The sequence below is a fragment of the Pseudomonas sp. IT-P260 genome (assembly GCF_949768395.1).
In the GTDB taxonomy this organism is placed as follows: Bacteria; Pseudomonadota; Gammaproteobacteria; order Pseudomonadales; family Pseudomonadaceae; genus Aquipseudomonas; species Aquipseudomonas parakoreensis.
Map to the genome: position 1 here is coordinate 325338 of NZ_CATKPO010000039.1, position 26428 is coordinate 351765.

22 protein-coding genes and 1 pseudogene are annotated in these 26428 nt (G+C 61.7%); 8 read left to right on the top strand and 15 right to left on the bottom strand.

The window, feature by feature from the left end; translation table 11 throughout:
* Positions 1 to 26: 26 nt before the first annotated feature.
* From ACM6HV_RS17860 to ACM6HV_RS17885, 6 genes are all read right to left on the bottom strand, one after another.
* Positions 27 to 1358, bottom strand: coding sequence for a DUF58 domain-containing protein (locus tag ACM6HV_RS17860; RefSeq protein ID WP_414904896.1), 1332 nt, complete (start codon positions 1356 to 1358; stop codon positions 27 to 29).
* Between the two features lie 115 nt (positions 1359 to 1473).
* Positions 1474 to 2475: an AAA family ATPase gene (locus ACM6HV_RS17865; protein WP_145594580.1), complete on the bottom strand. Its 1002-nt coding sequence runs from the start codon at positions 2473 to 2475 to the stop codon at positions 1474 to 1476.
* Entirely contained in the window at positions 2472 to 3635 is a 1164-nt protein-coding gene (locus ACM6HV_RS17870; protein ID WP_414904897.1) for a DUF4350 domain-containing protein, read from the bottom strand. Before ACM6HV_RS17870 ends, ACM6HV_RS17865 begins: the two co-directional genes overlap by 4 nt.
* On the bottom strand, positions 3632 to 5176 hold the full coding sequence (locus ACM6HV_RS17875) for a DUF4129 domain-containing protein (RefSeq protein ID WP_414904898.1): 1545 nt from the start codon (positions 5174 to 5176) through the stop codon (positions 3632 to 3634). The genes ACM6HV_RS17870 and ACM6HV_RS17875 overlap by 4 nt, the downstream gene beginning before the upstream one ends.
* A complete protein-coding gene (locus ACM6HV_RS17880; RefSeq protein ID WP_414904899.1) occupies positions 5163 to 6140 on the bottom strand; it encodes a stage II sporulation protein M in 978 nt (325 codons plus the stop codon). The genes ACM6HV_RS17875 and ACM6HV_RS17880 overlap by 14 nt, the downstream gene beginning before the upstream one ends.
* Entirely contained in the window at positions 6137 to 6862 is a 726-nt protein-coding gene (locus ACM6HV_RS17885) for an RDD family protein (protein ID WP_414904900.1), read from the bottom strand. The genes ACM6HV_RS17880 and ACM6HV_RS17885 overlap by 4 nt, the downstream gene beginning before the upstream one ends.
* Positions 6863 to 7043: 181 nt before the next feature.
* Here ACM6HV_RS17885 and sbcB point away from each other — a divergent pair, with 181 nt between their 5' ends.
* Positions 7044 to 8474 carry an exodeoxyribonuclease I gene (gene sbcB, locus ACM6HV_RS17890; protein WP_414904901.1) on the top strand — a complete coding sequence of 477 codons (1431 nt, stop codon included), beginning with the start codon at positions 7044 to 7046 and terminating at the stop codon, positions 8472 to 8474.
* 103 nt (positions 8475 to 8577) lie between these two features.
* Here the strand turns inward: sbcB and mvaT are convergent, their stop codons facing one another.
* Positions 8578 to 8955, bottom strand: a complete 378-nt coding sequence (mvaT, locus tag ACM6HV_RS17895; protein ID WP_041068510.1) for a histone-like nucleoid-structuring protein MvaT — start codon at positions 8953 to 8955, stop codon at positions 8578 to 8580.
* 339 nt (positions 8956 to 9294) lie between these two features.
* On the opposite strand from mvaT, the gene purU reads away from it, so the two are divergent.
* On the top strand, positions 9295 to 10143 hold the full coding sequence (gene purU, locus ACM6HV_RS17900; protein ID WP_414904902.1) for a formyltetrahydrofolate deformylase: 849 nt from the start codon (positions 9295 to 9297) through the stop codon (positions 10141 to 10143).
* Positions 10144 to 10231: 88 nt separating this feature from the next.
* Positions 10232 to 10405: a hypothetical protein gene (locus tag ACM6HV_RS17905; RefSeq protein ID WP_414904903.1), complete on the top strand. Its 174-nt coding sequence runs from the start codon at positions 10232 to 10234 to the stop codon at positions 10403 to 10405.
* Here ACM6HV_RS17905 and ACM6HV_RS17910 read toward each other — a convergent pair.
* The 5 genes and pseudogenes from ACM6HV_RS17910 to ACM6HV_RS17930 form a co-directional block, all read right to left on the bottom strand.
* The gene (locus tag ACM6HV_RS17910) at positions 10389 to 11387 is read right to left on the bottom strand and encodes a lysylphosphatidylglycerol synthase transmembrane domain-containing protein (protein ID WP_414904904.1); all 999 of its coding nucleotides are present in this window, start codon (positions 11385 to 11387) and stop codon (positions 10389 to 10391) included. The genes ACM6HV_RS17905 and ACM6HV_RS17910 overlap by 17 nt on opposite strands.
* Positions 11384 to 12160 (bottom strand): DUF2334 domain-containing protein, encoded by a 777-nt coding sequence (locus tag ACM6HV_RS17915; protein WP_414904905.1) that lies wholly within the window; start codon positions 12158 to 12160, stop codon positions 11384 to 11386. Before ACM6HV_RS17915 ends, ACM6HV_RS17910 begins: the two co-directional genes overlap by 4 nt.
* A complete protein-coding gene (locus ACM6HV_RS17920; protein ID WP_414904906.1) occupies positions 12153 to 13265 on the bottom strand; it encodes a glycosyltransferase family 4 protein in 1113 nt (370 codons plus the stop codon). Before ACM6HV_RS17920 ends, ACM6HV_RS17915 begins: the two co-directional genes overlap by 8 nt.
* A gap of 174 nt (positions 13266 to 13439) precedes the next feature.
* Positions 13440 to 14204, bottom strand: coding sequence for a methyl-accepting chemotaxis protein (locus tag ACM6HV_RS17925; RefSeq protein WP_371260380.1), 765 nt, complete (start codon positions 14202 to 14204; stop codon positions 13440 to 13442).
* A 93-nt stretch (positions 14205 to 14297) separates the two neighbouring features.
* A pseudogene (locus ACM6HV_RS17930) lies at positions 14298 to 15329 on the bottom strand (cache domain-containing protein); the annotation flags it as partial.
* Between the two features lie 186 nt (positions 15330 to 15515).
* On the opposite strand from ACM6HV_RS17930, the gene ACM6HV_RS17935 reads away from it, so the two are divergent.
* Positions 15516 to 17003: a helicase HerA-like domain-containing protein gene (locus ACM6HV_RS17935; RefSeq protein ID WP_414904907.1), complete on the top strand. Its 1488-nt coding sequence runs from the start codon at positions 15516 to 15518 to the stop codon at positions 17001 to 17003.
* 89 nt (positions 17004 to 17092) lie between these two features.
* Here the strand turns inward: ACM6HV_RS17935 and ACM6HV_RS17940 are convergent, their stop codons facing one another.
* Complete coding sequence (locus ACM6HV_RS17940) at positions 17093 to 17548, bottom strand: DUF721 domain-containing protein (RefSeq protein WP_414904908.1); 456 nt, start codon at positions 17546 to 17548, stop codon at positions 17093 to 17095.
* Between the two features lie 307 nt (positions 17549 to 17855).
* On the opposite strand from ACM6HV_RS17940, the gene secA reads away from it, so the two are divergent.
* The 4 genes from secA to ACM6HV_RS17960 all read left to right on the top strand — a co-directional run bounded on the left by secA (position 17856) and on the right by ACM6HV_RS17960 (position 23661).
* The gene (gene secA / locus ACM6HV_RS17945) at positions 17856 to 20591 is read left to right on the top strand and encodes a preprotein translocase subunit SecA (RefSeq protein WP_041068523.1); all 2736 of its coding nucleotides are present in this window, start codon (positions 17856 to 17858) and stop codon (positions 20589 to 20591) included.
* A gap of 122 nt (positions 20592 to 20713) precedes the next feature.
* On the top strand, positions 20714 to 21931 hold the full coding sequence (argJ, locus tag ACM6HV_RS17950) for a bifunctional glutamate N-acetyltransferase/amino-acid acetyltransferase ArgJ (RefSeq protein ID WP_414904909.1): 1218 nt from the start codon (positions 20714 to 20716) through the stop codon (positions 21929 to 21931).
* A 153-nt stretch (positions 21932 to 22084) separates the two neighbouring features.
* Complete coding sequence (locus tag ACM6HV_RS17955; protein ID WP_414904910.1) at positions 22085 to 22717, top strand: glutathione S-transferase family protein; 633 nt, start codon at positions 22085 to 22087, stop codon at positions 22715 to 22717.
* Positions 22714 to 23661 carry a Nudix family hydrolase gene (locus ACM6HV_RS17960; protein ID WP_414904911.1) on the top strand — a complete coding sequence of 316 codons (948 nt, stop codon included), beginning with the start codon at positions 22714 to 22716 and terminating at the stop codon, positions 23659 to 23661. The genes ACM6HV_RS17955 and ACM6HV_RS17960 overlap by 4 nt, the downstream gene beginning before the upstream one ends.
* 113 nt (positions 23662 to 23774) lie before the next feature.
* Here the strand turns inward: ACM6HV_RS17960 and ACM6HV_RS17965 are convergent, their stop codons facing one another.
* Both ACM6HV_RS17965 and ACM6HV_RS17970 read right to left on the bottom strand, forming a co-directional pair.
* On the bottom strand, positions 23775 to 24359 hold the full coding sequence (locus tag ACM6HV_RS17965) for a cob(I)yrinic acid a,c-diamide adenosyltransferase (RefSeq protein WP_414904912.1): 585 nt from the start codon (positions 24357 to 24359) through the stop codon (positions 23775 to 23777).
* A 3-nt stretch (positions 24360 to 24362) separates the two neighbouring features.
* Positions 24363 to 26399: an ATP-binding protein gene (locus ACM6HV_RS17970; protein WP_145594539.1), complete on the bottom strand. Its 2037-nt coding sequence runs from the start codon at positions 26397 to 26399 to the stop codon at positions 24363 to 24365.
* Positions 26400 to 26428 lie beyond the last annotated feature (29 nt).

Consider the following 26428-nt stretch of genomic DNA (forward strand, 5'->3'; position numbering starts at 1 on the left):
ACGTGCTCCCGTTGTCATAGGTGTTATCAAAATACACCGGATCGCTTCCAGCTCATGTAACGGCTCAGCAGCTCCGTGCTTAGCCCGCTGGGGCGCACATCCAGTACCTGAACGGCATGAGCATTCAACTGCTCATGCAGCTCTGCCCGGGCATTGAGGTAATCCACCGTGCCGCAATAGGCCAGTGCTTCGGGCAGCGTTTGTACCGGAGCATTGCGCACGCGATCGAGGGTTTCCTCGTGCAGGCTGACCACCAGCACTTGATGCTGCTGGCTCAGGCGTTTGACGCTGGCGAGCAGGTCTTCGGTGTCCTCGTCACGCAGGTTGGTCAACAGCACGATCAGCGCCCGGCGCTTCTGCCGCGCCAACAGCTGATGGGTCGCGGTTGAATAGTCGGCAGGACGCTGACTGCTGTCCAGATCATAAACGGCGTTGAGCAGGACCTTGAGCTGACTGGCACCCTTGATCGGCGCGAGAAAACGCGGTTGCGCGACGGCGAATGTGTTCAGCCCCACGGCATCACCCTGACGCAGGGCCACGTGGCTCAGCAGCAGACACGCATTCAGCGCATGGTCGAAATGCGACAGCTCACCATCCTGGCTGCGCATTTGCCGGCCGCAATCGAGCATGAACATGAGCTGTTGATCACGCTCGTCCTGATACTCGCGGGCAATCGGCGTGCGCTGACGGGCGGTGGCTTTCCAGTCGATCTGGCGCAGGCTGTCGCCCTCGCGAAATTCGCGCAGTTGATGAAACTCCATCCCCTGGCCACGACGCTGGCGCTGACGTACGCCGAGCTGGCTGAGCCAATTGTCCACTGCGAGCAGTTCGCCGCCGTACAGCCGGGCGAAGTCCGGATAGACGCGGATCTCGCCGCGCACGTCGAGCAGGCGTTTGCCTGTCCACAGACCGAACGGGCTGGGCAGATTGATTTCGCAATGCTCGAAGCTGAAGTGCCCACGTTTGAGCGGGCGCAGGCGATAGCCGACCTCGCTGTATTGCCCGGGTTGCAGTTCGACCGCCAGCGGCAGGTTTTCGAAGCTCAGCCCCTGTGGCACGTGGTCGAAAATATCCACCGCAACCGGCTCGTTGAAGTCATGGCTGAGCTGTAGCCGTACCTCGCTCCAGCGTCCGAGCGCCAGGCTGCCTGGGGTCTGGCGCTGAATGCGTGGCGAGGGCCGGTGACGGAGGCGCAGCGCATCGATGATCGCCAGTACCAGCAGCGCCAGGAGCAAGCCCCAGTTGACCGCCGACAGCGGGGCGGGCACGTCGATGTCGAGAGCTTGCAGGGTGCCCGTGAGGATACCGATGAGGCACAGGGCGGCGAGCCAGATCAATAACAGGCGCGAAGGTTTCATGGCGCGGTACCGGGTTGTCTGCTGAAAAGATCGCAGCCTGCGGCAGCTCCTACAGGGAGCGTGATTCCGTGTACGAGCTGCCGAAGGCTGCGATCTTTTGATCTTTCCTGAACTCTCACAAGCGCGGTGCCGGCACTTGGTCGAGCAACTGCTGCAGCACCTGATCGACCTGCAGACCTTCGATGTCCAGCTCTGGCGCTACTCGCACCCGATGGCGCAGCACCGAGAGCGCGCAGCCCTTGATGTCATCGGGAAGCACAAACTCGCCGCCGCGCAGCAACGCACGGGCGCGGGCGCATCGCACCAGTGCAATCGAGGCTCGCGGGCCGGCGCCGAGGCTCAGGCCGGGCCAGGAGCGGGTGCTGCGTGCCAGTCGCACCGCGTAATCCAGCACTTGGTCGTCAATCGGCAGGTCGCTGGCGATGCGTTGCAAGGCCTGCACGTCCTTGGCCTGCAAGACCGTGCGCAACGGCTGTACATCAAGCATGTCGGCGCGGGTCGAGCGGCTGACCTGACGCACCATGTTCAACTCCTGCTCGGCCTCCGGGTAATCCATGCGCACCTTGAGCATGAAACGGTCGAGCTCGGCTTCCGGCAGCGGATAAGTGCCTTCCTGTTCGATCGGGTTTTGCGTGGCGAGCACCATGAACGGCTGGGCGATCGGCAGCGCCCGGCCTTCGAGGGTGACCTGGCGTTCCTGCATCGCTTCGAGCAATGCGGCTTGAGTCTTGGCCGGGGCGCGGTTGATCTCGTCGGCCAGCAGCAGGTGGGTGAACAGCGGCCCCTTGCGCAGCTTGAATTGTTCGCTTTGCAGGTCGTAGACCGCGTGGCCGGTGACGTCGCTGGGCATCAGGTCCGGGGTGAACTGGATGCGCGCGAACTCGCCGCCGAAGCATTTCGCCAGGGCGCGAACCAGCAGCGTCTTGCCAAGTCCGGGGACGCCTTCGAGCAGCACGTGGCCGCCGGCGATCAACGCGGTCAGCACGTCGTCGATCACGCTGTTCTGGCCGATCAAGACCTTCTGCAATTCGCCGCGCACCGCTTGCGCCAACTGGCTGGCACGCTGGCGTTGCTGGGCGGCGTGGGTGGCGCTGCCGGGCTCGATCTGTTCACTCATAGCGTGTTCCTCAAGGTTTGCAGGTGGGCCACCTGGCGACTGAAATCAGCGCTGCTCATGCGCTGTTTCGGCACCGGGCTCAGGGCTTGGCTGATGGCGCGGGTCGGCTGTCGGGTCAGGCGCGACAGCACCAGCCATTGCTCAGCCACGTTCAACTGGTCGAAGCCGGGATGGCGGCGGCGAGCGCGGCGCAGTACATCCTGTTGCAGGGCTTGCAACAGCGTGTGCTGACCGTTGTGGCGCAGGATGAAATCGGCACTGGCGCGCAAGTGTTCCTGCAACTGGCGACGGCCACTCGGGGCAGGCGCCTGCAGTGGCCCTTGGCGCACAGCAACGTGCCACAAGCCAAGGACGATCAGCGCCAGCAGGGCGACGATGGCTTGCGGGAAGTAACGCCAGAGCAAGGTCAGCAGACCATCGTGCGCCGTGCTGTAAATCAGCGTGACGTCGGTGTCGGCGCTCAGGTACCAGAGCAGCCAGGCGTTGTCGTGCTTGCCGATAGCCGGGGTCTTCCACAGTTCGGCATCGGTGACCACCGTGATCGAGCCGACGCCGTAGGGCAATTGCATCATGTGCGTGGCCTTGGCGCTGTTGGCCCAGGCCTGGGCGAGATTCTTCGGGTCATCCAGATGGAACGCGGTGTCGAAACCGGCGTAGGCCGGCGCGTCTTCGTCTTCGAAGTAGAGTTTGGTCAGGTTCGGGTACGGGTCATCGGCCAGGTCCGCCGGCGGTTCCTTGAGATCCTTGCTCAGCGACTGGTGCAACTGCACCCGGTCCAGCAACAGGTCATCGCTCTGTTTGGCCTGCTTGTCCCACAACGCTTCGGCCACGAACACGATTCGCCCGCCGGCGCGAGCCCAGTTCAACACTTGATCAACCTGACGCGGGGCCATGCGCGAACGCTCGCCAAACAACAGCAGGGTGTGCCGGCGCGGATCAATATCGGGCAGCACCGCCAGCGTTTCGGCATGGCTGACGTTGAGGCCGTGCTCGCGCAAAAACATTTCTGCCGCCAGATAAGGATTGGCTTGCGCCTGGGGCGACGGGCCGTGATCGATCACTTCCTGATAGGGCCGGGCCTTGAGGTACAGATAAACGCTCAACGCGGCGAGCAGGGCGACGATCAGCCCGCCGAGCAGCCACGCGCTGCGCCGGCTCAAGCGTGCGCTCCATGGTCGAACAAAGCGCGCCAACCGTCACACAGTTCCCGTTGCAGATGGGCCGCCGGCATGCGGTGCCCATAGGCCATGTTCTGCCAGTGCAGCGTCAGGCTGCGACTGAACGCCAGCAGTTCAGGGTGCTGCAATTGCTCAACCCGCAGCAGGACCTGATGCTCGGTGTCGGCGGATTTCAAGGTCAGGGCAAAATCGTGCAGCAGACGGCTGAGCAATCCGCGATAGAGCAGGCCCAGCGCGGCGCGCGGCTGGGTTTGCCAGAGTTGTTCGGCGCTGGCGGCGATGTCGTCGGGCAGGGATTGCGGGTTCAGGTCAAGGCCGAATGCTTGCTGTGGGGCAGGAGGCCTGACGCGCGCGGGCAGCTTCGGCCGACGGCTGACGAAGGTGCGCAGGAATTCGCGGTAGCGCCAGATCAGCCAGCCGATAGCCGCGAGCAACGCGCCCCACAGCAGCACCTCGATCAAAACCGCCACAGCATTGAAGCGTTGACCGTCGAGCCAGCCGAGCAGGGTTTTCAGCCATTGCGGGGCCTCGCCGGGTTTGCCCTCGGCCGGGGCTGCCGGGTCGTCACCCAAGCGATAGCGGGTCACGCTTTCCTTGTTCTTGAACGGTGGTTGTTCGAGCAGCGCCTTGATGCTGTCGTGCGCAGCCTGACTGGTCAGCGGTTGATTCAGCAGGCGAGGGGCCTCCGGGGCGTTGGCCGGCGCATCCGCCCACGCCGGCGGCACTGTCGGCAACCATAGACAGACGGCCAGCAGCAGGCCCAGAGCGCTGCCGCTCAGGCGCTGGCGCAAACGGCGGAATACCAGTTCGATGTCCCACGCCTCCAGTACAGTGCGTCGGTTCAGATACAGACTGAAACCGCAGGCGACATACACCGGTTCCCAGACCACCAGTACCAGCGCGTAGAAAGCGTTGGTCAGGTGCTCCAGCCAACGCCAGTGGTGATCGCTGTCGAGGATCAGCGATTGCCAGTCCCAGTCGGTTTCGATCTGCTGCGGCAGGAGCATGTAGAACAGCACCATCAGGCCGATCCACAGCGCGGTCTCCAGATGCATGCCGATGATCGTCAGCCATTGCGCGGCGCCGGCATTGCGTTGCAGCAACACCTGCAAGCGCTGCTGACGCGCCGTGCCGTCGAGGCCTTCGAGTTGCACCACCGGCAGCAGGAAGCTGCGACTCAGGCTCAGGCGGCGCCAGGTCAGGCTGGCCAGCAGCTGTGGTTTCAACAGCCGCGGAAATTCGCGCAGGGCCTGTTTCAGCGTGGGCGTTTCGCCGAACAGGGCCTTGGACAGGATGTACAGCGGCAGGCGCTCGTACGCCGGTTTCAGCCACCAGAAAATCAATACCGCCAGCGACGGCGAATCCCACAGCAGCAAGGTCAGCATGGCGAACAGCGGCAGGGTGACGATGGCCCAACTGGTCATCAGCAGGCGTCGATGCTGCTGGCTCATGAGCACGCCCAGGTCCATGGCTTCCCAGCTGCTGCGCGGGCGGATCGCCACGGTGGCATCACTCAGGCGCATGGCGTGTCATTCCGGCGAACAGCAGATAAGCCGCGACGGCGATCCACAACGCAGCACCGACCGCGTATTTGATCTTCGGTGTGACCCCGGTCTTCGACGACCAGTACGCTTCGATGAACGCCGCGATCAACAGGAACAGCATGACCCCGCACACCAGCAGCACGCTTTTGCGCGCGGCCTCCACCAGCGCCTCGCCGCGCGTCAGCCGCCCGGGCGCAATCACGCTCCAGCCGAGTTTCAACCCCGCCGCCCCCGCCAGGGCGATGGCCGTCAGCTCGAAGGCGCCGTGGCCGATCACGAACGACCAGAACGTCTGGCCAAATCCGATCTCGGTCAGGTGCCCGGCCACTGCACCGATGACCAGCCCGTTGTAGAACAGGAAAAATGCGCTGCCCACGCCCAGCAGCAAACCGCTGGCGAAGGTCTGGAAGGCGATGCCGATGTTGTTCATCACGTAATAACCGAACATCACCCAGTCCTCACTGGCCGCCCGTTCGGCCGAGCGCCCGAGGTGCCCGGCCACCGGGTCGTACATGCTCTGCATCTCGCGCACCTGTTCGGCGGGGATCAGGTTGTAGATCAGTTCGGGAAAGGCATACACCAGCAAGGCGAAGCCGATCAGGCTGCCGAAAAACACCAGGCCAGCGGCCAGCACGAACGGCCATTCGGCGCGCACCAGCCGGGGGAAGTCAGCGAGGATGAAACCGAGCAGGTTGGCGGCGAAGCGACTGCGGTGCCGATACAGCTGCTGGTGGCCGCGCAACACCAGTTGTTGCAGCGAGTCGATCAGAAAACTGCTGTAGCCGCGCTCCTGCGCCAATGCCAGATGCTGGCAGAGGCGTCGATAAGCCTTGGGGAATCCGGCCACCTGCGAAGTGTCCTTGCCACGTTCGAGGCGTTCCAGAGCCAGCGTGAAACGCTCCCATTCGGCCTTGTGGCGAGCTTCGAAAAGACTTTGCTTCATGTCGGACCCAGCAAGCCGCGCGCGATGCCATTGAGCTCGCTGACCGCTTTGGGCGCCGGGATGTGCAGCGGCTGGGCGAGCAGGGCGGCCAGCTCATTGACCCGCGCCGGCGACAGTTCGGCCTGGCGTTCGGCGAAGGCGAGCAGGGCCCGTTGTTCACTGAGGTTGAGCGGCACGGGTGAGCGGCGCGGCTGGACGTCGGGTAATTGCGGGCGAAGCAGGGCGGGTTCGCTGTAGACCACCAGAGTACCGGCGGCGATGTCACCCAGGCGTTTGAAGGTGGGATGTTGCAGGCAACTGATGGCGCCGAAGGCATAACCGAACGGCAGCAGATCGACAAAACGCAGCAGGTTGCGCAGCAGCGACGCCGACCAGCCGACCGGTGTGCCGTTGTCGTGGATCACTCGCAGGCCCATCCATTGCTTGCCTGGCGAACGGCCCTGACGCAGCACTTCAAACAGCACCATGTACCACCAGCTGACGGCAAACAGCAGCAACGAACCCAGGCCCATGCCGAGCTGGCCAAGAAACGCCAGCACCAGGAACAGCCCGCCGAGGATGGCACCGCGAATGCCCAGGTCGATGCCGAAGGCGAGGCTGCGCACCATCAGACCGGCCGGGCGCAACGGCAAGTCGATGCCCTCCGGGGTTTCCACTGGATGGCGGGTATCGAGTGGCGGGTTCAGCGGTGCTTTCCGTGGCAGTGCTGTGTTCTCGAGCATGGGCTACCTGATGGGGCCGGATCGGGATACGAGGTTTGTCCGATGCTAGCAGCCTCTTGGGGGAAAACGACATAACTATGTATTGCACCGCGTGTAGCGCAAGGTGCTCGAATGACACGGTGCTGGCCGCAATGGCGGTTGAACGCCTAGACTTTGCCGATCTCAAGTTCAGGAACCGCCCGTGACTTCAATCTTCTGGTACGACTACGAAACCACCGGCATCAATCCGCGCAACGACCGTCCGCTGCAGGTCGCCGGGATTCGCACCGACCACGATCTCAATGAAATCGACGAACCGGTCAACCTCTACTGCCAGCCCAGCGAAGACATCCTGCCGCACCCGGCGGCGTGCGCCATTACCGGTATCACCCCGAGCCGTCTCGCCGAACAGGGTTTGAGTGAAGCCGACTTCATGACTCGGGTGCATGCGCAACTGGCGGCACCCGGAACTTGCGGTGCGGGTTACAACACCCTGCGTTTCGACGACGAGATGACCCGCTACAGCCTCTATCGCAATTTCTTCGACCCGTATGCCCGTGAATGGCAGGGCGGCAACAGTCGTTGGGATCTGATCGATGTGGTACGCGCCGCGTATGCGTTGCGCCCCGACGGTCTGGTCTGGCCGACCGATGACGAAGGCAAGGTCACCCTCAAGCTCGAACGCCTGACAGCCGCCAACAACATTGACCATGGGCATGCTCACGAAGCGCTCTCGGACGTGCGCGCCACCATCGCCCTGGCGCGGTTGATCCGCGAGAAACAGCCGAAGTTGTATGACTGGCTGTTTCAACTGCGCAGTAAACAGAAAGTCATGGATCAGATTCGCCTGTTGCAGCCGCTGGTGCACATCTCCGGACGCTTCTCGGCGGCGCGCCACTATGTCGGTGTGGTATTGCCATTGGCCTGGCATCCGCGCAATCGCAATGCCCTGATCGTCTGTGACCTGCACCTTGACCCGCAAGGTCTGCTCGATCTGGACGCCGAAACGCTGCGTCAGCGCCTGTACACCCGTCGCGATGATCTCGCCGAGGGGGAACTGCCGGTGCCGCTCAAGCTGATTCACATCAATCGTTGTCCGGTGGTGGCGCCGTTGTCGGTATTGCGTGCCGCAGATCAGCAGCGCCTGGATCTGGACATGGCGCTCTACCAGGCGCATGCGCTGCGGCTAAGTGACGCACAACAAGTTTGGAAAGATAAAGTTACGGCAATTTATGCCAGCGAAGACTTCACCCCGAATGAAGATCCGGAACAGCAGTTGTACGATGGATTCATCGGTGATCGCGATCGGCGTCTATGCGAGCAAGTGAGGACAGCGGATCCGGCGCAATTAGCGCAAGAGCAATGGCCGTTCGATGATGAACGTCTGCCGGAATTACTCTTTCGATATCGCGCACGCAACTTTCCCGATACGTTGAGTTTTGCAGAGCAAGAGCGCTGGAGAATATTCTGCCGGCAGCGTTTGTCCGAGCCGCACATGGGCGCACCTAATACCCTGCAATCTTTTGCCGAAGCCGCGCAGCAATGGGCGCTTAGTGCTACGCCGATGCAGAATCAAGTGCTCAATGAGTGGCAGAATTATGTCCAGGCATTGCGCAAACGTTTGAATCTTTGAAATCGAACATAGTGCGTCGATGAAACATCACGCATAAAAAAACGCCAGCGTATGCTGGCGTTTTTCATGGGTCGCAGAGGCTATCGGCGACCGGCGTTGCGGCTTAGCCCAGCAGGGTAGCCCAGCCTTCAACCACGTCACCGCCCCACTTGGCTTTCCACTCTTTCAGCGTCTTGTGGTTGCCACCTTTGGTTTCGATGACTTCGCCGTTGTGCGGGTTTTTGTATTGTTTAACTTTGCGTGCGCGCTTGGTGCCAGTAGTTTTGACTGCGACGCCACGGGTGCCTTTGGTTTTCGATTCCGGATCCAGCAGGGCGATGATGTCGCGCAGGGACTTGGAGTATTCGCCCATCAGGGTGCGCAGTTTGCCTTCGAATTCCAGCTCGGCTTGCAATTTGTCGTCTTGCGACAGATTCTTCAAACGGGCTTGCAGCTCTTTGATTGCTTCTTCGGTGGCGCGATATTCGTTGATCAAGGACATGGTAACTACCTTATGCGGATGTGTTGAATGGCAGGGACAGTGCCGCAATAATAGTCAGGCTGTTTCATCAAGTAAACATTTAAGCGGTTTTTTTATTTGAATTAGTTACGTGAAATAACCGGTAAATTGAATGGTCATCTAAATAATGTGATGCAGTCATCACGAATATTCACAATTATCTGGCCGAACAGCTTCACGAGCACATCATCGCTTTGTCGTAGAGTGCGCTCAGGCGCCATGAACCGCGCCTTCTCGGGGCAAGTGTGCTGATCAATACTGCAGTTTCCGCGCACAGTCGCTAGAATGGCCGCCTTTGCGAAGTTCTGGAGTTTCCCCCTCATGCGCACCTTTCGGTTGGTGATTTCCTGCCCTGACCGCGTTGGCATCGTTGCCAAAGTCAGTAACTTTCTGGCATCCCACAACGGCTGGATCACCGAAGCGAGCCACCATTCGGATAATCAGAACGGCTGGTTCTTCATGCGTCACGAGATCCGCGCCGATTCGCTGCCGTTCGGTATTGAAGTGCTGCGCGAGAAGTTTGCGCCAATCGCCGAAGAGTTCTCGATGGACTGGCGCATCACTGACACCGAGCAGAAGAAACGCGTGGTACTGATGGCCAGCCGCGAATCCCACTGCCTGGCCGACTTGCTGCACCGCTGGCACAGCGACGAGCTCGATTGCGAAATCTCCAGCGTGATTTCCAACCACAATGACCTGCGCAGCATGGTCGAGTGGCACGGCATTCCTTATTACCATGTCCCGGTCAATCCGCAGGACAAGGAGCCAGCGTTCGCCGAAGTCTCGCGTCTGGTCAAACAGCACGATGCCGAAGTGGTGGTACTGGCGCGCTACATGCAGATCCTGCCGCCGGCGCTGTGCCGCGAATACGCGCACAAGGTGATCAACATTCACCACAGCTTCCTGCCGTCGTTCGTCGGTGCCAAGCCGTACCATCAGGCGTCGTTGCGCGGCGTGAAGCTGATCGGCGCGACTTGCCACTACGTGACCGAAGAGCTGGACGCCGGTCCGATCATCGAGCAGGACGTGGTGCGCGTCAGCCACAGCGACAGCATCGAAGACATGGTGCGTTTCGGCCGTGACGTCGAGAAGATGGTGTTGGCCCGTGGCCTGCGTTATCACCTCGAAGACCGCGTGCTGGTGCACGGCAACAAGACCGTGGTGTTCTGATCAAACCCACGCGTACTTGAATAATGAAGGGCCTGGGCGTTCAATCGTCCCAGGCCCTTTTTCGTTTCAGCCCCTTGAGGAACTGCCCGTGAGCGAGCCACTGGACAAAGCCACTTCGAAAGCGCCTGCCACATTGGGCGAAGGTTGTCTGAGCCGTTATGACCCGGATGACCTGAGCCCGGAAGACGGCACCGAGTTCCCCGGCGCCGCCGAGTTGTGGGAGCAGATGAAGGAGACGGACGAACCTAAGAAGCCTGCCTGAACTTCAGCAGCTTCTTGAGCAATGGCCGCCCCAGCATCAATAGAAACACCGGGCCGCCCACCACCAGATAGAAGTAGAACGTCACCACCCGCCAGATCAGAATCGCTGCCGCCGCGGTGGATGTGCCGACCATCGGTGCCAGCAGTGCCGCCGAAGTCAGTTCCGCCGCCCCCGCGCCACCGGGCAACAGGCTCATTTGACCCGCCCCCAGCGACAGCATCTGCACCAGAAAACTCCAGGCCCACTGCAGGTCCGCGCCCAGCCCGCGCAAGGCCAGGTACAACACGCTGTAACGCAGCAGCCAGTGCATGCAGGTCAGGGCGAAAACCTTGATCAGCGTCTGCCACGGCAACTTGAGCGTGTCGATGAACGCGTCGAGAAAATGCAGCAGCTTGCGTGCCCAGCGCCGGCGCGTGGCCGGTTGCACGTTGAGGCGGGCGAGCAGGCGTCCGCTCAGAAGAATCAGCCGACGGTGGTAGCGCGCCAGCAGCACGCAACTGAACAGCCCACCGAACAGTGACACGGCGCTGACCATCAGCAGCCACTCCAGACGATCGCTGAGGTGCTGGAACAAGGCGTAAATCAGAATCCCGCTCAAGGCGCAGAGAAAGAACAGCAGATCGCTCAACTGATCCATGGCAAACACCGCACTGCCTCGGGCCGGGCGCACGCCGCTGCGCGCCAGCAAGGCCATGATCGTCAGCGGCCCGCCACTGCCGCCGGGAGTGGCGCAGTAGGCGAACTCCGCGGCCATCACCACACCGAGGCTTTTCAGCGGCGTGACCCGATCGCGCTGATCGCCCAGCAGCAGGCGCAGGCGCAGGGTGTTGATGCCCCAGCAAAGCAGAATCATGCCGAACATGATCAGCAGCCAGTGCAGCGGAAAGTTCTGCAACCGTGCGCCGATCTCGCCGCCGCCAAGCAGCACCGGGATCAGTACCGCGGCGAGCAGGCCGATCAACAGCACAATGCCGCGACTCATGCAGCGCGCTCCATTCGCTCGCGGTGCCGGGTAAGCCAGTCGATTTTGCTCATGGGCGTGCGTCCTTCTGCCAGCAGCCGTTCAAGGGTTTGCAGCCAGTAATCACGCGCGAAGGCGTGGCGCATGTCTACCGGATGCAAGCCTAGACGAATCACCGCGGCGTCGCGCCAGTGCTGTTGGCGCTGTTCGCTGACGATTTTTGACAAACCCCGGCGCCAGGCACTGCGCGCGCTCCAGACCAGACCCGGGGCGTTGATGGCGGTGAAATCCGGCAATTGATAAAGATGTTGCGGGTCGCTGGTGTAGCTCAATGGCGTTTCACAAAGGGCCTGGCGGGTGCCCTCGCTCATCAGCCAGGCCGGGGCGACGAAACCGTGCAACGGCCAGCCATTGCGCCGGAACAGTTCGATGCCGTGGCGCAGGCGAGCTCGCGCCGCTTCCCGGGACAGGCGGTAAAACTCACCCTCGTGGGTGTAGATGCGGCGCATGAACCAGTCGCGGGGCGTGGTCGGGGCTGGCTCGCGGTCGTCATGGTAATAGCCGTGCAGGGCCAGCTCATCGCCACGGACAAGCCGCTCGCCGAGCATTCGGCAGAACGCGGGATGATCCTCAAGCGCATCGTGACCATGGAAGTCCGGAACGACCAGCCAGGTCATCGGCACGCCACCCATTGCGTCGACCGCCTCGACAAATGGCCGATAATCCGCCCACGTCGACGGCGCCACGTCGTGTAGCACCAGCAGCACCGCGCGGTCATTCAAGGAATCAGCCATTGGCCACTCTTTGCCGCGAGTGACCGAGCACCGCGTGGTAGTGACCGAGCAAGCTGTCGACCACGCTGTCCCAGGAATAACGCCGTTCGACATGTTGTCGCGCTTGTTGGCCGAGTTTCACGCAGCCGCGACTGAACAGCTCGCGCACCGCATTGGCCATGGCTTGCGGGTTGTTCGGTGCACAGAGCAAGCCGCAGCCTTCGGCGACGATTTCTTCAAACGCACCGGCCGCCACCGCGACCACCGGAACCCCGCAGGCCATGGCTTCGAGGATCACCAGACCGAAGGTTTCCTGATCGCCGGCATGGATCAGGGCGTCGGCGCTGGCCATCAACCGGGCCACGGTGGGCGCCGGGCAGAAGGAGTCGATCACGCTGACATTGTCCGGGACCACGGCGGGCATCGATGAACCGACCAGCAACAGGTGATAGCGCGGGCCGAGGCGCTGCATGCATTTGAGCAGCACTGGCAGGTTTTTCTCTTTGGAGCCGCGTCCGGCAAAAATCAGCAGACGGGTGTCTTCGGCAATTCCCAGTTCGGCGCGCAAGCCCTTGTCGCGGGCGCCAGGATGGAAAGTTTGCAGATCCACCCCCAGCGGTTGCACGAACACGTTGCGCACCCCCAGGCCTCGAAGTTTGTCGGCCATCACCTGACTCGGCGCCAGCACCCGGTCGAAGTTGCCGTACAGTTTGCTGACGTAAGCCTCGACATTCGGCGTGAGCCAATGGCCCATTCGGTTACTCACCAGCAACGGCAGGTCCGAGTGATAAAAGCCAATCACCGGTACATCCAGTTGACGCCGCGCGTCGAGCGCCGCCCAGGCAGTCAGGTACGGGTCGCCGACTTCGATCAGATCCGGCTGTAAATCCTGCAGGACGTTGCGCCAAGGGGCGAGACGCAACGGGAAGCGATAACCTTTGCCGAAGGGCAGGGCGGGTGCGGGCACTGTGTAGACGCCGTCGTGTTCACCGAAGTGCGCACCGGGGATCAACAGGCTGTGGCGAATGCCCGGTTTGACGCCCAATCGTCGATGCTTGGCGTCCAGGTATGTGCGTACGCCGCCGCTGGCCGGGGCGTAGAACATGGTGATATCGGCGATGTGCACAATGACAAGCCCTCCGCTGTGCTGCTCTCCCTTGGTTGACCTTTATCCAGAATAGATGTTCGGTCGGGAATTGGCGGTGGGTCTCAAGGGTAAAAAGATCGCAGCCTGCGGCAGCTCCTACACAGGATGTGTGTCCACCCTGTAGGAGCTGCCGCAGGCTGCGATCTTTTGATCTTAGATGCGGAAACTGCCGACCAACTGCTGCAGCCGCGAAGCCTGCTGCTCCAGATCCGAACAGGCGCGCAAGGTCGCCTGCAGGTTTTCGACGCCTTCCTGGTTCAATGTGTTGATCTCGGTGATGTCGACGTTGATCGACTCGACCACCGCTGTCTGCTCCTCGGTCGCGGTGGCCACCGACTGGTTCATCCCGTCAATCTCGCCGATGCGCTGGGTCACGCTGTTCAGGCGTTCGCCGGCAAGATTGGCGATTTCCACGCTGTCCTGGCTGTGGCGCTGGCTGTCGCTCATGGTACTCACCGATTCACGGGCGCCGACCTGCAGCTCTTCAATCATGGTCTGCACTTGCTGCGCCGATTCCTGGGTGCGGTGCGCCAGGTTGCGCACTTCGTCGGCGACCACGGCAAAACCGCGTCCGGCCTCACCGGCACGCGCCGCTTCGATGGCGGCGTTGAGCGCCAGCAGGTTGGTTTGCTGGGAGATGCTGGTGATCACTTCCAGAATCTGCCCGATGTTCACGGTTTTGCTGTTCAGCGACTCGATATTGGTGCTGGAGGCGCTGAGCATGCTCGACAGTTGGTTCATCGCCTTGATGCTGCGGTCCACCACTTGCTGGCCGTCTTCGGCGAGGCCGCGGGCGTCGCTGGCCTGGTTCGAGGCTTGTGCGGCATTGCGCGCGATTTCCTGGGCGGCAGCGCCCAGTTGATTGATCGCGGCGGCGACGCTGCTGGTGCGCGAGGCTTGCTGATCAGAGTTGTACATCGACGAATTGGACGCCGCGACCACGCGCAGCGCGACCTCGTTGACCTGGCCGGTGGCCGAGGACACTTCGCGGATCGAGCCGTGGATACGCTCGACGAAGCGGTTGAATGCGGTACCCAGCACGCCGAATTCATCGTTGTTGACGATAGTCAGGCGCTTGGTCAGGTCGCCCTCGCCATCGGCGATGTCTTCCATGGCGCGGGTCATGACGTGCAGCGGCTGAATCAGCAGGCGAATCAGCATGCCCAGCAGCGCAATGATGATCACCACCGCAATCACGGTGGCAATCACCGCCGAGGTGCGGAACTCGCTGAGCATCGAGAAGGCTTTGTCCTTGTCCACCGACAGACCGATGTACCAGTTCACCGACGGCAGGCCTTTGATCGGCGCGAAGCTGACGATGCGCGTCTTGCCATCGACCGTGATTTCACTGAAGTCGCTGCTGATGCGCGGGGTGTCCTGCGGATAGGCTTCTTTCAGTGACTTCATCACCAGTGCCTTGTCCGGGTGCACAAGGATCTTGCCGTCGGCGCTGACCAGGAAGGCGTAGCCCATGCCGGAGAAGTCGCGGGCGGCGAGGGTGTCGACCAGGGTTTGCAGGCTCAGGTCGCCGCCGACAACGCCGACGCTTTGACCCGCTTTTTTCGAGGCGGTGGCGATGGAGATGATCAACTGGCCGGTGGCGGCGTCGATGTACGGTTCGGTCAGGGTCGAGGCGCTGCTGCTCTCGGCACCTTTATACCAAGGGCGCACCCGTGGATCGAAGCCGTCCGGCATCTTTACGTCCGGGCGGATGGTGAAGTGACCGGTGGCATCGCCCAGGTACGTGGCCATGAACGTCGAGGTCAGGGATTTCTGCTCCAGCAGGCTGGCGACGTTGGCCGGTTCCGGATTGATAGCGATGTTCTGCGCGGCGTTCTCGACTAACAGAATGCGCCCGTTGAGCCAGGTCTGGATGTTATCGGCGGTGACTTCGCCCATCTCGTTGAGATAGTTGTTCAGGTCATCGCGGATCGCGTTGCGTTGCAGCCAGTCGTTGTACAGCGTGAACGAGGCGAAAGCGGCGATGACGATGAGGGCGGCGGCAAGCAAAATTTTATGGCTGAAGCGCAGGTTTTTGTTCATGGCTTGGGGTTCCGCTAAGGTCTTAATGTCCTGGGCGTGCTTTTATAAAGACGCGCAATATGGGCAAGGGTAAAAAAAACTGATATTTCCGGCTCTCCTTAGGGAAATGTCCGACCGACTTTTCAGTCAGGTTCTCGCCCTTAGCTATCGGCCACAGCGGATTAAAGATTAACCATAGGTGACAAAATGCCTGACACATCGCAACTCGTTATCGGCGCCGATCTGGCGGGGCAACCGATTGCTCAGGCCATGCGCCTGGCCAACCGCCACGGGCTGATCGCCGGTGCGACCGGGACCGGCAAGACCGTGACTTTGCAACGTCTTGCCGAAGCGTTCAGTGACGCCGGGGTCGCGGTGTTCGCCGCCGACATCAAGGGCGACCTGTGCGGCCTGGGCGCTGCCGGCAATCCGCAGGGCAAGGTCGCCGAGCGCATCGCCGGGATGCCCTGGCTCGACCACAAGCCGCAGGCCTATCCGGTAACGCTGTGGGACATTCACGGCGAATCCGGTCATCCGTTGCGCACTACCTTGAGTGAAATGGGCCCGCTGCTGATCGGCAGCCTGCTGGAACTGACCGACAGCCAGCAGTCCGCGCTGTACGCGGCATTTAAAGTGGCAGACCGCGAGGGCCTGTTGCTGCTGGATCTGAAAGACCTCAAGGCACTGCTTAACCACCTCAAGGACAACCCGCAACTGTTGGGCGAAGACGCGGCGCTGATGACCACCGGTTCCAGCCAGGCGCTGTTGCGCCGGCTGGCGACCCTGGAGCAGCAGGGCGCTGAGGCGTTGTTCGGCGAACCGGCGCTGCAGCTCGAAGACATCCTGCAACCGGCGGCGGACGGCCGTGGGCGCATTCATTTGCTCGATGCCAGCCGTCTGGTGCATGAGGCGCCGAAGGTCTACGCGACGTTCCTGCTGTGGCTGCTGGCCGAGCTGTTCGAACAGTTGCCGGAGCGCGGCGATGCCGACAAACCGCTGCTGGCGCTGTTCTTCGATGAAGCGCATTTGTTGTTCGGTGATACGCCCAAGGCGTTGCAGGAGCGTCTGGAGCAGGTGGTGCGGCTGATCCGCTCGAAAGGCGTGGGTGTGTATTTCGTCACCCAGTCGCCGGGGGATTTGCCGGATGACGTGCTGGCGCAACTTGGCCTGCGCATCCAGCACGGCTTGCGTGCGTTCACCGCCAAGGAACAGAAATCCCTGCGCGCGGTGGCCGACGGCTTCCGGCCGAATCCGGCGTTCGATACGTTGTCGGTATTGACCGAACTGGGCATCGGCGAAGCACTGGTCGGCACGCTGCAGGAAAAAGGCACGCCGGAAATGGTCCAGCGGGTGCTGGTGGCGCCGCCGCAGTCGCGGATCGGGCCGCTGAGCGAAACCGAACGCACCGTACTGATCGCCGGGTCGCCGTTCAAGGGACGTTATGACAAACCGATCGATCGTGAGTCGGCGTATGAAATCCTGATGGGCCGCAAGAATCTGGCGCCGGAGGCAGAAGTGCCGACCGGTAAGGCCGCGCCTGAAGAACCAAGCCTGGCCGATCGGGCCGGGGAGTTTCTGGGGACGGCGGCGGGGCAAGCGCTGAAGTCAGCGATGCGTCAGGCGGCCAACAATCTCGGCAAACAACTGGTGCGCGGGCTGATGGGGTCGTTGCTCGGCGGCAGCAAACGCCGCTAAAAGCAAAGATCGCAGCCTTCGGCAGCTCCTGCAGGGGAACGCATTCCCAATGTAGGAGTTGCCGCAGGCTGCGATCTTTTGCTTTTGCTTCAGGTCTTGTCTTTGGCGTGCGCCGCCAGACGCTCGAGCGCTGCACGCAGGCCAGGATCGCTGATGCCTTCGGCCGTTGACTGAATCGTCTGCGCTGCATCCGGCGACAAATCCATCGAGTGTCCGCCTGGCCGATGCTGGACCAGCGGCGGTTGCACGCGGAACAGGATGCGCGTCAGGTTGGCGAGTTCTTCGAACAGCTGCAGTTGGCGTTGCAGGCGTTTTTGCTGGTAACGCAGGCGCGTCGCCCAGTGCCCGTCGGTCACCACCAGCGTCAATTGGCCTTCACGCCACTTGGCCACATGGCAATGCGTGCGGGCGGCCGGTTGCAGCTGGCTTTCAAGCAGGCGTTGCAGATGAGCGAGGCGTTGGGCATGGCCGAGAATGGCTTTGAGCGGCTTGGCTTCGCGTAGCAGAACGGCGGGCGCTCTGGCTGTGAGGGGGCGAAATGCCATGATCGAACACCTGAAGTAACAGACGCGCCATGGTAGCAGAAAGCGACGGAACCACTCGCCCATTGCTTTTGTCCCTGCTTTACCCATTAAATCAACGACTAACTTCTTGCCTTGATGGGTTGAAGTTGAGCAAAACGCCCTTATTTTAAGTGAGCCCCGTCAAAGCGCAGTGCCAGCATCGTGGAATATCGCCACTTTCCTCACCACCGTTTCCGGGTAGAATGCTCGTTCGCATGCGGCCATGAGGGCTGCACGGGCGACTCACGGGGCCGCCCTCCATCCCTTTAGTGTGGAAGATCCTGCCGATATGTTTGCGCCTTTGTTAAAGAAACTTTTTGGAAGCAAGAACGAGCGTGAAGTCAAACGCATGCTCAAGACGGTGCAGCTCGTCAATGCCTTCGAAGAGCAAATGGTGGCCCTTTCGGACGATCAATTGCGTGCCAAGACCAACGAGTTCAAGGCCCGTATCGCCAAAGGGGAATCCCTCGACAAGCTGTTGCCTGAAGCCTTCGCGGTCGCCCGTGAAGCCGGCAAGCGCGTCATGGGCATGCGCCACTTCGACGTCCAGTTGATCGGCGGCATGACCTTGCATGAAGGCATGATTGCCGAAATGCGTACCGGCGAGGGTAAAACCCTCGTGGCAACCCTGGGCGTTTACCTCAACGCGCTGTCCGGCAAGGGCGTGCACGTTGTGACCGTGAACGACTACCTGGCCCGCCGCGACGCCAACTGGATGCGTCCGCTGTATGAGTTCCTCGGCCTGACCGTCGGCGTCGTGACGCCGTTCCAGCCGCCGGAAGAGAAGCGCGCCGCCTACGCTGCCGACATCACCTACGGCACCAACAACGAATTCGGTTTCGATTACCTGCGCGACAACATGGCGTTCAGCATGGAAGAGAAATTCCAGCGCGAACTCAATTTTGCCGTGATCGACGAAGTCGACTCCATCCTCATCGACGAAGCCCGTACCCCGCTGATCATTTCCGGTCAGGCCGAGGACAGTTCCAAGCTGTACATGGAGATCAACAAACTGATCCCGCAGCTGGAACTGCATGTCGAAGAAGTCGAAGGCCAGGTCACCAAGGCCGGCCACTACACCATCGACGAGAAGACCCGTCAGGTCGAACTCAACGAAGCCGGTCACCAGTACATCGAAGAAATGCTCACCGGCGTCGGCCTGCTGGCCGAAGGCGAGAGCCTGTACTCGGCGCATAACCTGGGCCTGCTGACCCACGTTTATTCGGGTCTGCGTGCGCACAAGCTGTTCCACCGCAACGTCGAATACATCGTGCAGGACGGTCAGGTCGTACTGGTCGACGAACACACCGGTCGTACCATGCCGGGTCGTCGTCTGTCCGAAGGCCTGCACCAGGCCATCGAAGCCAAGGAAGGTCTGAACATCCAGGCCGAGAGCCAGACCTTGGCCTCGACCACGTTCCAGAACTATTTCCGTCTGTACACCAAGCTGTCCGGCATGACCGGTACCGCCGACACCGAAGCGTTCGAATTCCACCAGATCTACGGCCTGCAGGTCATGGTCATTCCGCCGAACAAGCCGTTGGCGCGTAAAGACTACAACGACCTGGTGTTCCTGACCGCCGAAGAAAAATACGCAGCGATCATCAACGACATCAAGGAAGGCATGGCCCAGGGCCGTCCGATCCTGGTGGGTACCGCGACCATCGAAACCTCCGAGCACGTGTCCAGCCTGCTCAACAAGGAAGGTATCGAACACAAGGTTCTGAACGCCAAGTTCCACGAAAAAGAAGCCGAGATCATCGCGCAAGCCGGTCGTCCGGGTGCCCTGACCATCGCCACCAACATGGCCGGTCGTGGTACCGACATCCTGCTGGGCGGCAACTGGGAAGTGGAAGTCGCGGCGCTGGAAAACCCGAGCCCGGAGCAGATCGCCCAGATCAAGGCCGACTGGCAGAAGCGTCACCAGCAAGTGCTGGAGTCCGGCGGTCTGCAGGTGATCGCCTCCGAGCGTCACGAGTCCCGTCGTATCGACAACCAGCTGCGTGGCCGTGCCGGCCGTCAGGGTGATGCCGGCTCCAGCCGCTTCTACCTGTCGCTGGAAGACAGCCTGATGCGCATTTTTGCCTCTGACCGGGTGAAGAACTTCATGAAAGCCCTGGGCATGCAGCCGGGCGAAGCGATCGAGCACCGCATGGTGACCAACGCGATCGAGAAGGCGCAGCGCAAGGTTGAAGGCCGCAACTTCGACATCCGCAAGCAACTGCTCGAGTTCGACGACGTCAACAACGAACAGCGTAAAGTGATCTATCACATGCGCAACACGTTGCTGGCCGCCGACAACATCGGCGAAACCATCGCCGACTTCCGTCAGGACGTGCTCAACGCCACCGTCAGCGCACACATTCCGCCGCAATCACTGCCGGAGCAGTGGGACGTGGCCGGTCTGGAAGCGTCGATTGCCAGCGACTTCGGGGTGAAATTGCCGATCCAGCAATGGCTCGACGAAGACGATCACCTGTACGAAGAAACCCTGCGCGAGAAGCTGATGGTCGAGCTGATGGCGGCGTACAACGAGAAAGAAGATCAGGCCGGTGCCGAAGCGCTGCGCTCGTTCGAGAAGCAGATCGTCCTGCGCGTCCTCGACGATTTGTGGAAAGACCACCTGTCGACCATGGATCACCTGCGTCACGGTATCCACCTGCGTGGCTATGCCCAGAAAAACCCGAAGCAGGAATACAAGCGCGAGTCGTTCACGCTGTTCTCCGAGCTGCTGGATTCGATCAAGCGCGACTCGATCCGTGTGCTGTCGCACGTTCAGGTGCGCCGCGAAGATCCGGAAGCCGAAGAACAACGCCTGCGTGAGGAAGCCGAAGCACTGGCCGCGCGCATGCAGTTCGAACACGCTGAGGCCCCGGGTCTGGAGCAGCCGGAAGTGTTGGGTGAAGAGGTCGATGTAGCCCTCGCCACCGCGCCGGTGCGCAACGAGCAGAAGCTGGGTCGCAACGAACTGTGCTATTGCGGTTCGGGCAAGAAATTCAAGCATTGCCACGGGCAGATCCAGTAAACCCCGTTTCAATCGCTGAAATACCCGCGCCGCGACCGGCTCCTGCCGTCGCGGCGTTTTGCCATTTACACCACCGCCATCACTCTGAGCGGTGCTGACATCATTGAGTAAGGAGCGCATTCATGGCTGTTGGTCTTGGTCCTTTGCCAACGTTGCACCCGGTTGCCGGTTTTGAACTCGGTATTGCCTCGGCCGGCATCAAGCGCCCCGGGCGCAAGGATGTGGTAGTGATGCGCTGCGCCGAAGGTTCGACCGTGGCCGGGGTGTTCACGCTGAACGCCTTTTGCGCCGCGCCGGTAATCCTGGCGAAAAAGCGCGTGCAGAACGACGTGCGTTACCTGCTGACCAACACCGGCAATGCCAACGCCGGTACCGGTGAACCGGGCCTGGCGGCTGCCGAGCGCACCACGGCGAAACTGGCCGAACTGACCGGTGTCGATGCCAGCCAGATCCTGCCGTATTCCACCGGTGTGATCGGTGAACCGCTACCGGTCGAGAAGATCGAAGGCGCGCTGCAAGCGGCGCTGGATGATCTGTCGGAAAACAACTGGGAAGCCGCCGCCACCGGCATCATGACCACCGACACCCTGCCCAAGGGTGCCAGCCGCCAGTTCCAGCATGACGGCGTGACCATCACCGTTACCGGCATCAGCAAAGGCGCGGGCATGATCCGCCCGAACATGGCGACCATGCTCGGCTACATCGCTACCGACGCCAAAGTCTCCCGCGACGTGCTGCACAACCTGATGCTCGACGGTGCGAACAAGTCGTTCAACCGCATCACCATCGACGGCGATACCTCGACCAACGACTGCTGCATGCTGATTGCCACCGGCAAGGCTGCACTGCCGGAAATCACCCGTGCCGAAGGCGAGCTGTTCGGCAAGCTTAAGCAGGCGGTATTCGAAGTGTGCATGGACGTGGCCCAGGCCATCGTGCGTGACGGCGAAGGCGCGACCAAGTTCGTCACCGTTGAAGTCAACGGTGGCGGCAATCATCAGGAATGCCTGGACGTCGGCTACACCGTGGCCCACTCGCCGCTGATCAAGACCGCACTGTTTGCTTCCGATCCGAACTGGGGCCGTATTCTGGCGGCTGTCGGCCGTGCCGGCGTGCCGAACCTGGATGTGAGCAAGATCGACGTGTTCCTCGGCGGCGTGTGCATCGCCAGCCGTGGCGCACGCGCAGCGACCTACACTGAGGCACAGGGTTCGGCGGTGATGCAGCAGGAAGAGATCACCATCCGCATTGAACTGGGCCGTGGCGATTGCAGCGAAACCATCTGGACCACCGACCTGTCGCATGAGTACGTGAAGATCAACGCCGAATACCGCACCTGATCCAGGACCGGGTCGCTTGTTTCGCGAGCAGGCTCGCTCCCACAGGGGGATTTGTGACAACACGATCCAATGTGGGAGCGAGCCTGCTCGCGAAGACGGCAGCTCAAGAGTACAAGTTTCCAGGTTTCTCCACTGACGAAAAGGCGCCACACCATGTCCCTGCACCTGATCATCGGCGACAAACTGCTTTCCTCCTGGTCCCTGCGCGCCGCTCTGGCGCTGGAGCTGACCGGCGCTCCCTACAGCGAAGAACTGATCAAGCTCGGCAAGCCCGACACCCGCGAGCGGCTGCTCAAGCATTCGCCGACCGCCAAGGTGCCATTGCTGCAAACCTCTCGCGGCACCATCGCCGACTCTCTGGCGATTGCTGAATACCTGGCCGAACAGTTCCCAGCCGAACAGCTCTGGCCGAGCGATGTTTACGCTCGCGCTCAGGCCCGTTCTGCGTGCGCGCAGATGCACAGTGGCTTTTTCGCCATGCGCAATCACATGCCGTTCAACCTGAGCCACGACGCTCCGCTCAACCCGGTACCGCCGGAGGTGAAAGTCGATATCGAACGCATGCTCGCGTTGTGGGCTGAATGCCGCGCTGCCGCCACTGAGCCAGGGCCGTATCTGTTTGGCCGGGTGAGCCTGGCTGACGCGTTTTTCGCGCCGATCGCCGTGCGCCTGCGGACTTACCAGGTGCCGTTACCGGCGGTTGATCAAGCCTATGTTGAAACCGTCTACCAATGGCCCGCCTTCAAGGCATGGCAAAAGGCTGGACTGGAGGAGTTGAATCCGTGAAACGCGTACATGTCGCCGCTGCCGTCATTCGTGACGACAGTGGCAAGATCCTGATCGCCCGCCGTGCCGATACCCAGCATCAGGGAGGTCTGTGGGAATTTCCCGGTGGCAAGGTCGAGGCCGATGAATCCGTCGAAAGCGCCTTGGCGCGGGAGCTGCACGAAGAGCTGGGCATTGTCGTCGGCGCTGCTCGTCCGCTGATCAAGGTCCGCCATGATTACCCCGACAAGCAGGTGTTGCTGGATGTCTGGGAAGTGTCGCAGTTCAGCGGCGAACCGCACGGTGCCGAGGGTCAGCCACTGGCCTGGGTCAGCGCCAAGGATCTGCTGAACTACGAATTCCCGGCCGCCAACCAGCCGATTGTCGCCGCCGCGCGTTTGCCCGGCGAATACTTGATCACCCCGGAAGATCTGGAAGCCCCGGCCCTGCTGCGCGGCATTCAGAAGGCAATTGCCGGCGGGATCAAACTGATTCAGCTGCGCGCACCGAACGGCTATGACCCCAAGTATCGAGACCTGGCGGTGGATGCAGTCGGCCTGTGTGCTGGCAAGGCGCAGTTGATGATCAAGGGGCCGTTCGAATGGCTTGGCGATTTCCCGGCTGCCGGCTGGCACATCACCGCCGCGCAACTGCGCAAATACGCCGAAGCGGGGCGCCCGTTGCCGACGGAGCGCTGGCTCGCGGCTTCGTGCCATAACGCTGAAGAGCTGGCGCTGGCCGAGCAGATGGGCGTGGATTTCGTCACGCTGTCGCCGGTTCAGCCGACCTTGACCCATCCGGATGCGCAGCCGTTGGGTTGGGAGCAGGCGTCGACGTTGATCGAGGGCTTCAGCAAACCGGTGTTCTTGCTCGGCGGTGTTGGTCCGGTGGAGCGCGAGAAGGCTTGGGGTGTCGGGGCTCAGGGTGTAGCGGGGATTCGCGCACTCTGGCCGGATTCTCTGTAGAGGCTGCTGGCCTCTTCGCGAGCAGGCTCGCTCCCACATTTGACTGCCTTCCAACCGGATGCACCCGATCAACTGTGGGAGCGAGCCTGCTCGCGAAGGCGTCTTTGCAGGCGCTAGATATCTGAAGGTTTGGCCGCCGGCTGCCACAGAATCTCGGCAATCCCCTGCCGCCGCGCAATCAACCTTGCGGCCACAAACAGCAAATCCGACAACCGATTGATGTACGCCAACCCCACCCCGGCCAACGGCTCGATCGCATTCAAATGCTGACAGCGCCGCTCGGCACTGCGCGCCAGGCTGCGGCACACATGGGCCTGGGCAATCAGCATCGAACCGCCGGGCAGAATGAAATTCTCCAGCGGCCCCAATTCTTCGTTCCACACATCAATCGCTGCTTCCAGGCGTTCGATTTCCGCCGTGTTCAGCGCCTGATAGGCCGGCATCGCCAGCTCACCGCCCAGATCGAACAAACGATGCTGGCAAGGCGCGAGCACCTCGATCAGTTCATTCAGATCGGGGAACGCCTCGCGCTCGGCGATCAGCCCGGCCAGCAGCACACCGACCTGACTGTTCAGTGTATCGACTTCGCCAATGGCCTCGATGCGCGGGTGATCCTTGGGCACGCGGCGGCCATCGCCCAGGCCGGTTTCGCCTGTGTCGCCAGTACGGGTGTAGATCTTCGACAAGCGAAAGCCCATGGGTTACCTCGTTAGTTGATTGGTTTCGGCGGCGATGGCTGCCGGTTGGGTCAGCGGCAGTCGCAGGGTGAAACAGGTGCCCTGACCCGGCGCCGATTGCACTTCCATCTGGCCTTTGTGGTTGTTGGTAATGATGAAGTACGACACCGACAGCCCCAGCCCCGTGCCCTGGCCGATCTCCTTGGTGGTGAAAAAGGGCTCGAAGGTGCGTTTGCGCACGCTCTCGCTCATGCCGATGCCGTTGTCTTCGACCTGAATCTCGGCCCATGGCGGATTGAGTCGGGTGCGCAGAATGATCCGTCCCGGCTCGCTGTCATCGTCGCGCTGATGAATGGCTTGCGCAGCGTTTTTCAACAGGTTGAGCAGCACCTGCTCCAGTTCGTTGGCGGTGCCTGGCACCGGGCCGAGCGCCGGGTCGAACTGGCGAATGATCGCCTGGCCCTTGAAGTCGAAACCGATCGCCAGATCGAAGTCGTTGCCGGCAATTTCCACCGCTTGATCGATCAACGCGGGCAGATCGCACGGGGCCATTTGCCGGGTGCTGCGCCGGCTGAAACTGAGCATGTGGGTGACGATTTTTGCCGCGCGGGCGCCGGCCTGCTGGATGCCGTCGAGCAGTTTCGGCACTTCACGGCTTTGCAGGTAGCGGTTGACCGTGTCCAGTTCGATGCCGAGCTGCTCGGCGGTTTCGAGGTTCTTCGGCAGATCCGCCGACAGCCGCCGACGAATGTTCTGCACGTTGTGCAGGATCGCGCCGAGTGGGTTGTTGATCTCATGGGCCATGCCGGCGGCGAGGCCACCGACCGAGAGCATCTTCTCCGACTGCACCATCATTTCTTCCAGCGACAGGCGCTGGGTGATGTCGTCGATGCGGATCACCACACCGCGCCCGGCACCGCCCATCAGTGGGTAGAAGGTCAGGGCGTAATGTTTGGGCTCGTCGTCCTTGAACCAGGTCACCCGCTCGATCTTCGCCACCGTGTGTTCTTCCACGGTCTGCTTGAGTTGCGGCAGAAACGGCTTGAGCGGTTCGAAGGCGAGGAAGATCGGCTGGTTCAACGCTTCATCCAGGCGCGTGCCGGAGAGGGCGCTGGCCTCCTGGTTCCACTGGGTCACGTAGAGCTGCTCGTCGAGGGCGATCAGCGCCGAGGGCATGGAGTCGATGATGCTGTTGAGGTAGTTCTGGAAGCCGGTGAGCTTCTTCTCGATCTTGCTGCGAACCTGGACTTCCAGTTCCAGCTTGCGGTTGGTGTGACGGGTTTCTTCGGCCAGCCCCTGAGCCTGATCGTAGGCGGCCTGCGAGTCATCGCGGGCACGCTTGAGCTGTTGCTCGCGGGCTTCGATGCGCGAGAGCATGGTGTTGAACGCTTCGGCGAGGCTGCCGATTTCGTCGTGATTGCCGCGCGAGGCGCGCAGGGCGTAGTTCTCTTCGCGAGTGACTTGGCGCGAGAGCTCCTCCAGCTCATGGATCGGGCGGGTGATCAGGCGTTTGATCTGCCGCGCGATCACCAGCCAAAGCAGCACACTGAAAATCAGAATGCCGAGGCTGGCCGTCAGGGTGCCGGTGTAAAACGCCATCGGCAGTTCACTGCTGGCCACCAGCAGCAGATGACCCGGTGCAGTGCCCGGGCGAGGCAGGGTGATCAATTGGTTGCTGCGAAACTCGGTGAGTTGCCAGGCTTCGATGTGTCGATAGCGCTCCGGCAGATTGAGCTTGTCGCCACGCTGCACCTGAGCGAGACGGTCACCTTTGCCGTCATACAGCGCTGCCGCGCGCAGCGGCGAATAACTGTCGAGTTCCTTGAGCAGGCGTTCGGCGCTTTGTGGTGATTCCAGGGCTTGCGCGACCAGGCTCGGGTTGGAGATCAGCCGGCCGATGGTCTGCAGCGCCTGTGGCGCCATGCTTTCCTGGGAGATGTAATAGGCGGCGCTGATAAAGGTCAGGTTGGCGACCAGCAGAACGGTGGTCAACAACACCAGCAGGGCGGCCAGCAGTTTCTGGCCGACCGGCAGGTTTTCAAGGCGCTGGCGCAATGGCATCAGGTTTATCGCAGCAAAGGAACAAGTGG

What these genes read in the sequence shown, in the direction of transcription:
- ACM6HV_RS17910 (WP_414904904.1), bottom strand. Translation starts at nt 11,387, where the DNA reads ATGAGTCGCGGCATTGTGCTGTTGATCGGCCTGCTCGCCGCGGTACTG.
- ACM6HV_RS17865 (WP_145594580.1), bottom strand. Translation starts at nt 2,475, where the DNA reads ATGAGTGAACAGATCGAGCCCGGCAGCGCCACCCACGCCGCCCAGCAA.
- ACM6HV_RS17940 (WP_414904908.1), bottom strand. Translation starts at nt 17,548, where the DNA reads ATGGCATTTCGCCCCCTCACAGCCAGAGCGCCCGCCGTTCTGCTACGC.
- ACM6HV_RS17925 (WP_371260380.1), bottom strand. Translation starts at nt 14,204, where the DNA reads ATGTACAACTCTGATCAGCAAGCCTCGCGCACCAGCAGCGTCGCCGCC.
- purU (WP_414904902.1), top strand. Translation starts at nt 9,295, where the DNA reads ATGCGCACCTTTCGGTTGGTGATTTCCTGCCCTGACCGCGTTGGCATC.
- ACM6HV_RS17875 (WP_414904898.1), bottom strand. Translation starts at nt 5,176, where the DNA reads ATGCGCCTGAGTGATGCCACCGTGGCGATCCGCCCGCGCAGCAGCTGG.
- ACM6HV_RS17935 (WP_414904907.1), top strand. Translation starts at nt 15,516, where the DNA reads ATGCCTGACACATCGCAACTCGTTATCGGCGCCGATCTGGCGGGGCAA.
- ACM6HV_RS17860 (WP_414904896.1), bottom strand. Translation starts at nt 1,358, where the DNA reads ATGAAACCTTCGCGCCTGTTATTGATCTGGCTCGCCGCCCTGTGCCTC.
- ACM6HV_RS17955 (WP_414904910.1), top strand. Translation starts at nt 22,085, where the DNA reads ATGTCCCTGCACCTGATCATCGGCGACAAACTGCTTTCCTCCTGGTCC.
- mvaT (WP_041068510.1), bottom strand. Translation starts at nt 8,955, where the DNA reads ATGTCCTTGATCAACGAATATCGCGCCACCGAAGAAGCAATCAAAGAG.
- ACM6HV_RS17915 (WP_414904905.1), bottom strand. Translation starts at nt 12,160, where the DNA reads ATGGCTGATTCCTTGAATGACCGCGCGGTGCTGCTGGTGCTACACGAC.
- secA (WP_041068523.1), top strand. Translation starts at nt 17,856, where the DNA reads ATGTTTGCGCCTTTGTTAAAGAAACTTTTTGGAAGCAAGAACGAGCGT.
- ACM6HV_RS17970 (WP_145594539.1), bottom strand. Translation starts at nt 26,399, where the DNA reads ATGCCATTGCGCCAGCGCCTTGAAAACCTGCCGGTCGGCCAGAAACTG.
- ACM6HV_RS17880 (WP_414904899.1), bottom strand. Translation starts at nt 6,140, where the DNA reads ATGAAGCAAAGTCTTTTCGAAGCTCGCCACAAGGCCGAATGGGAGCGT.
- ACM6HV_RS17965 (WP_414904912.1), bottom strand. Translation starts at nt 24,359, where the DNA reads ATGGGCTTTCGCTTGTCGAAGATCTACACCCGTACTGGCGACACAGGC.
- argJ (WP_414904909.1), top strand. Translation starts at nt 20,714, where the DNA reads ATGGCTGTTGGTCTTGGTCCTTTGCCAACGTTGCACCCGGTTGCCGGT.
- ACM6HV_RS17885 (WP_414904900.1), bottom strand. Translation starts at nt 6,862, where the DNA reads ATGCTCGAGAACACAGCACTGCCACGGAAAGCACCGCTGAACCCGCCA.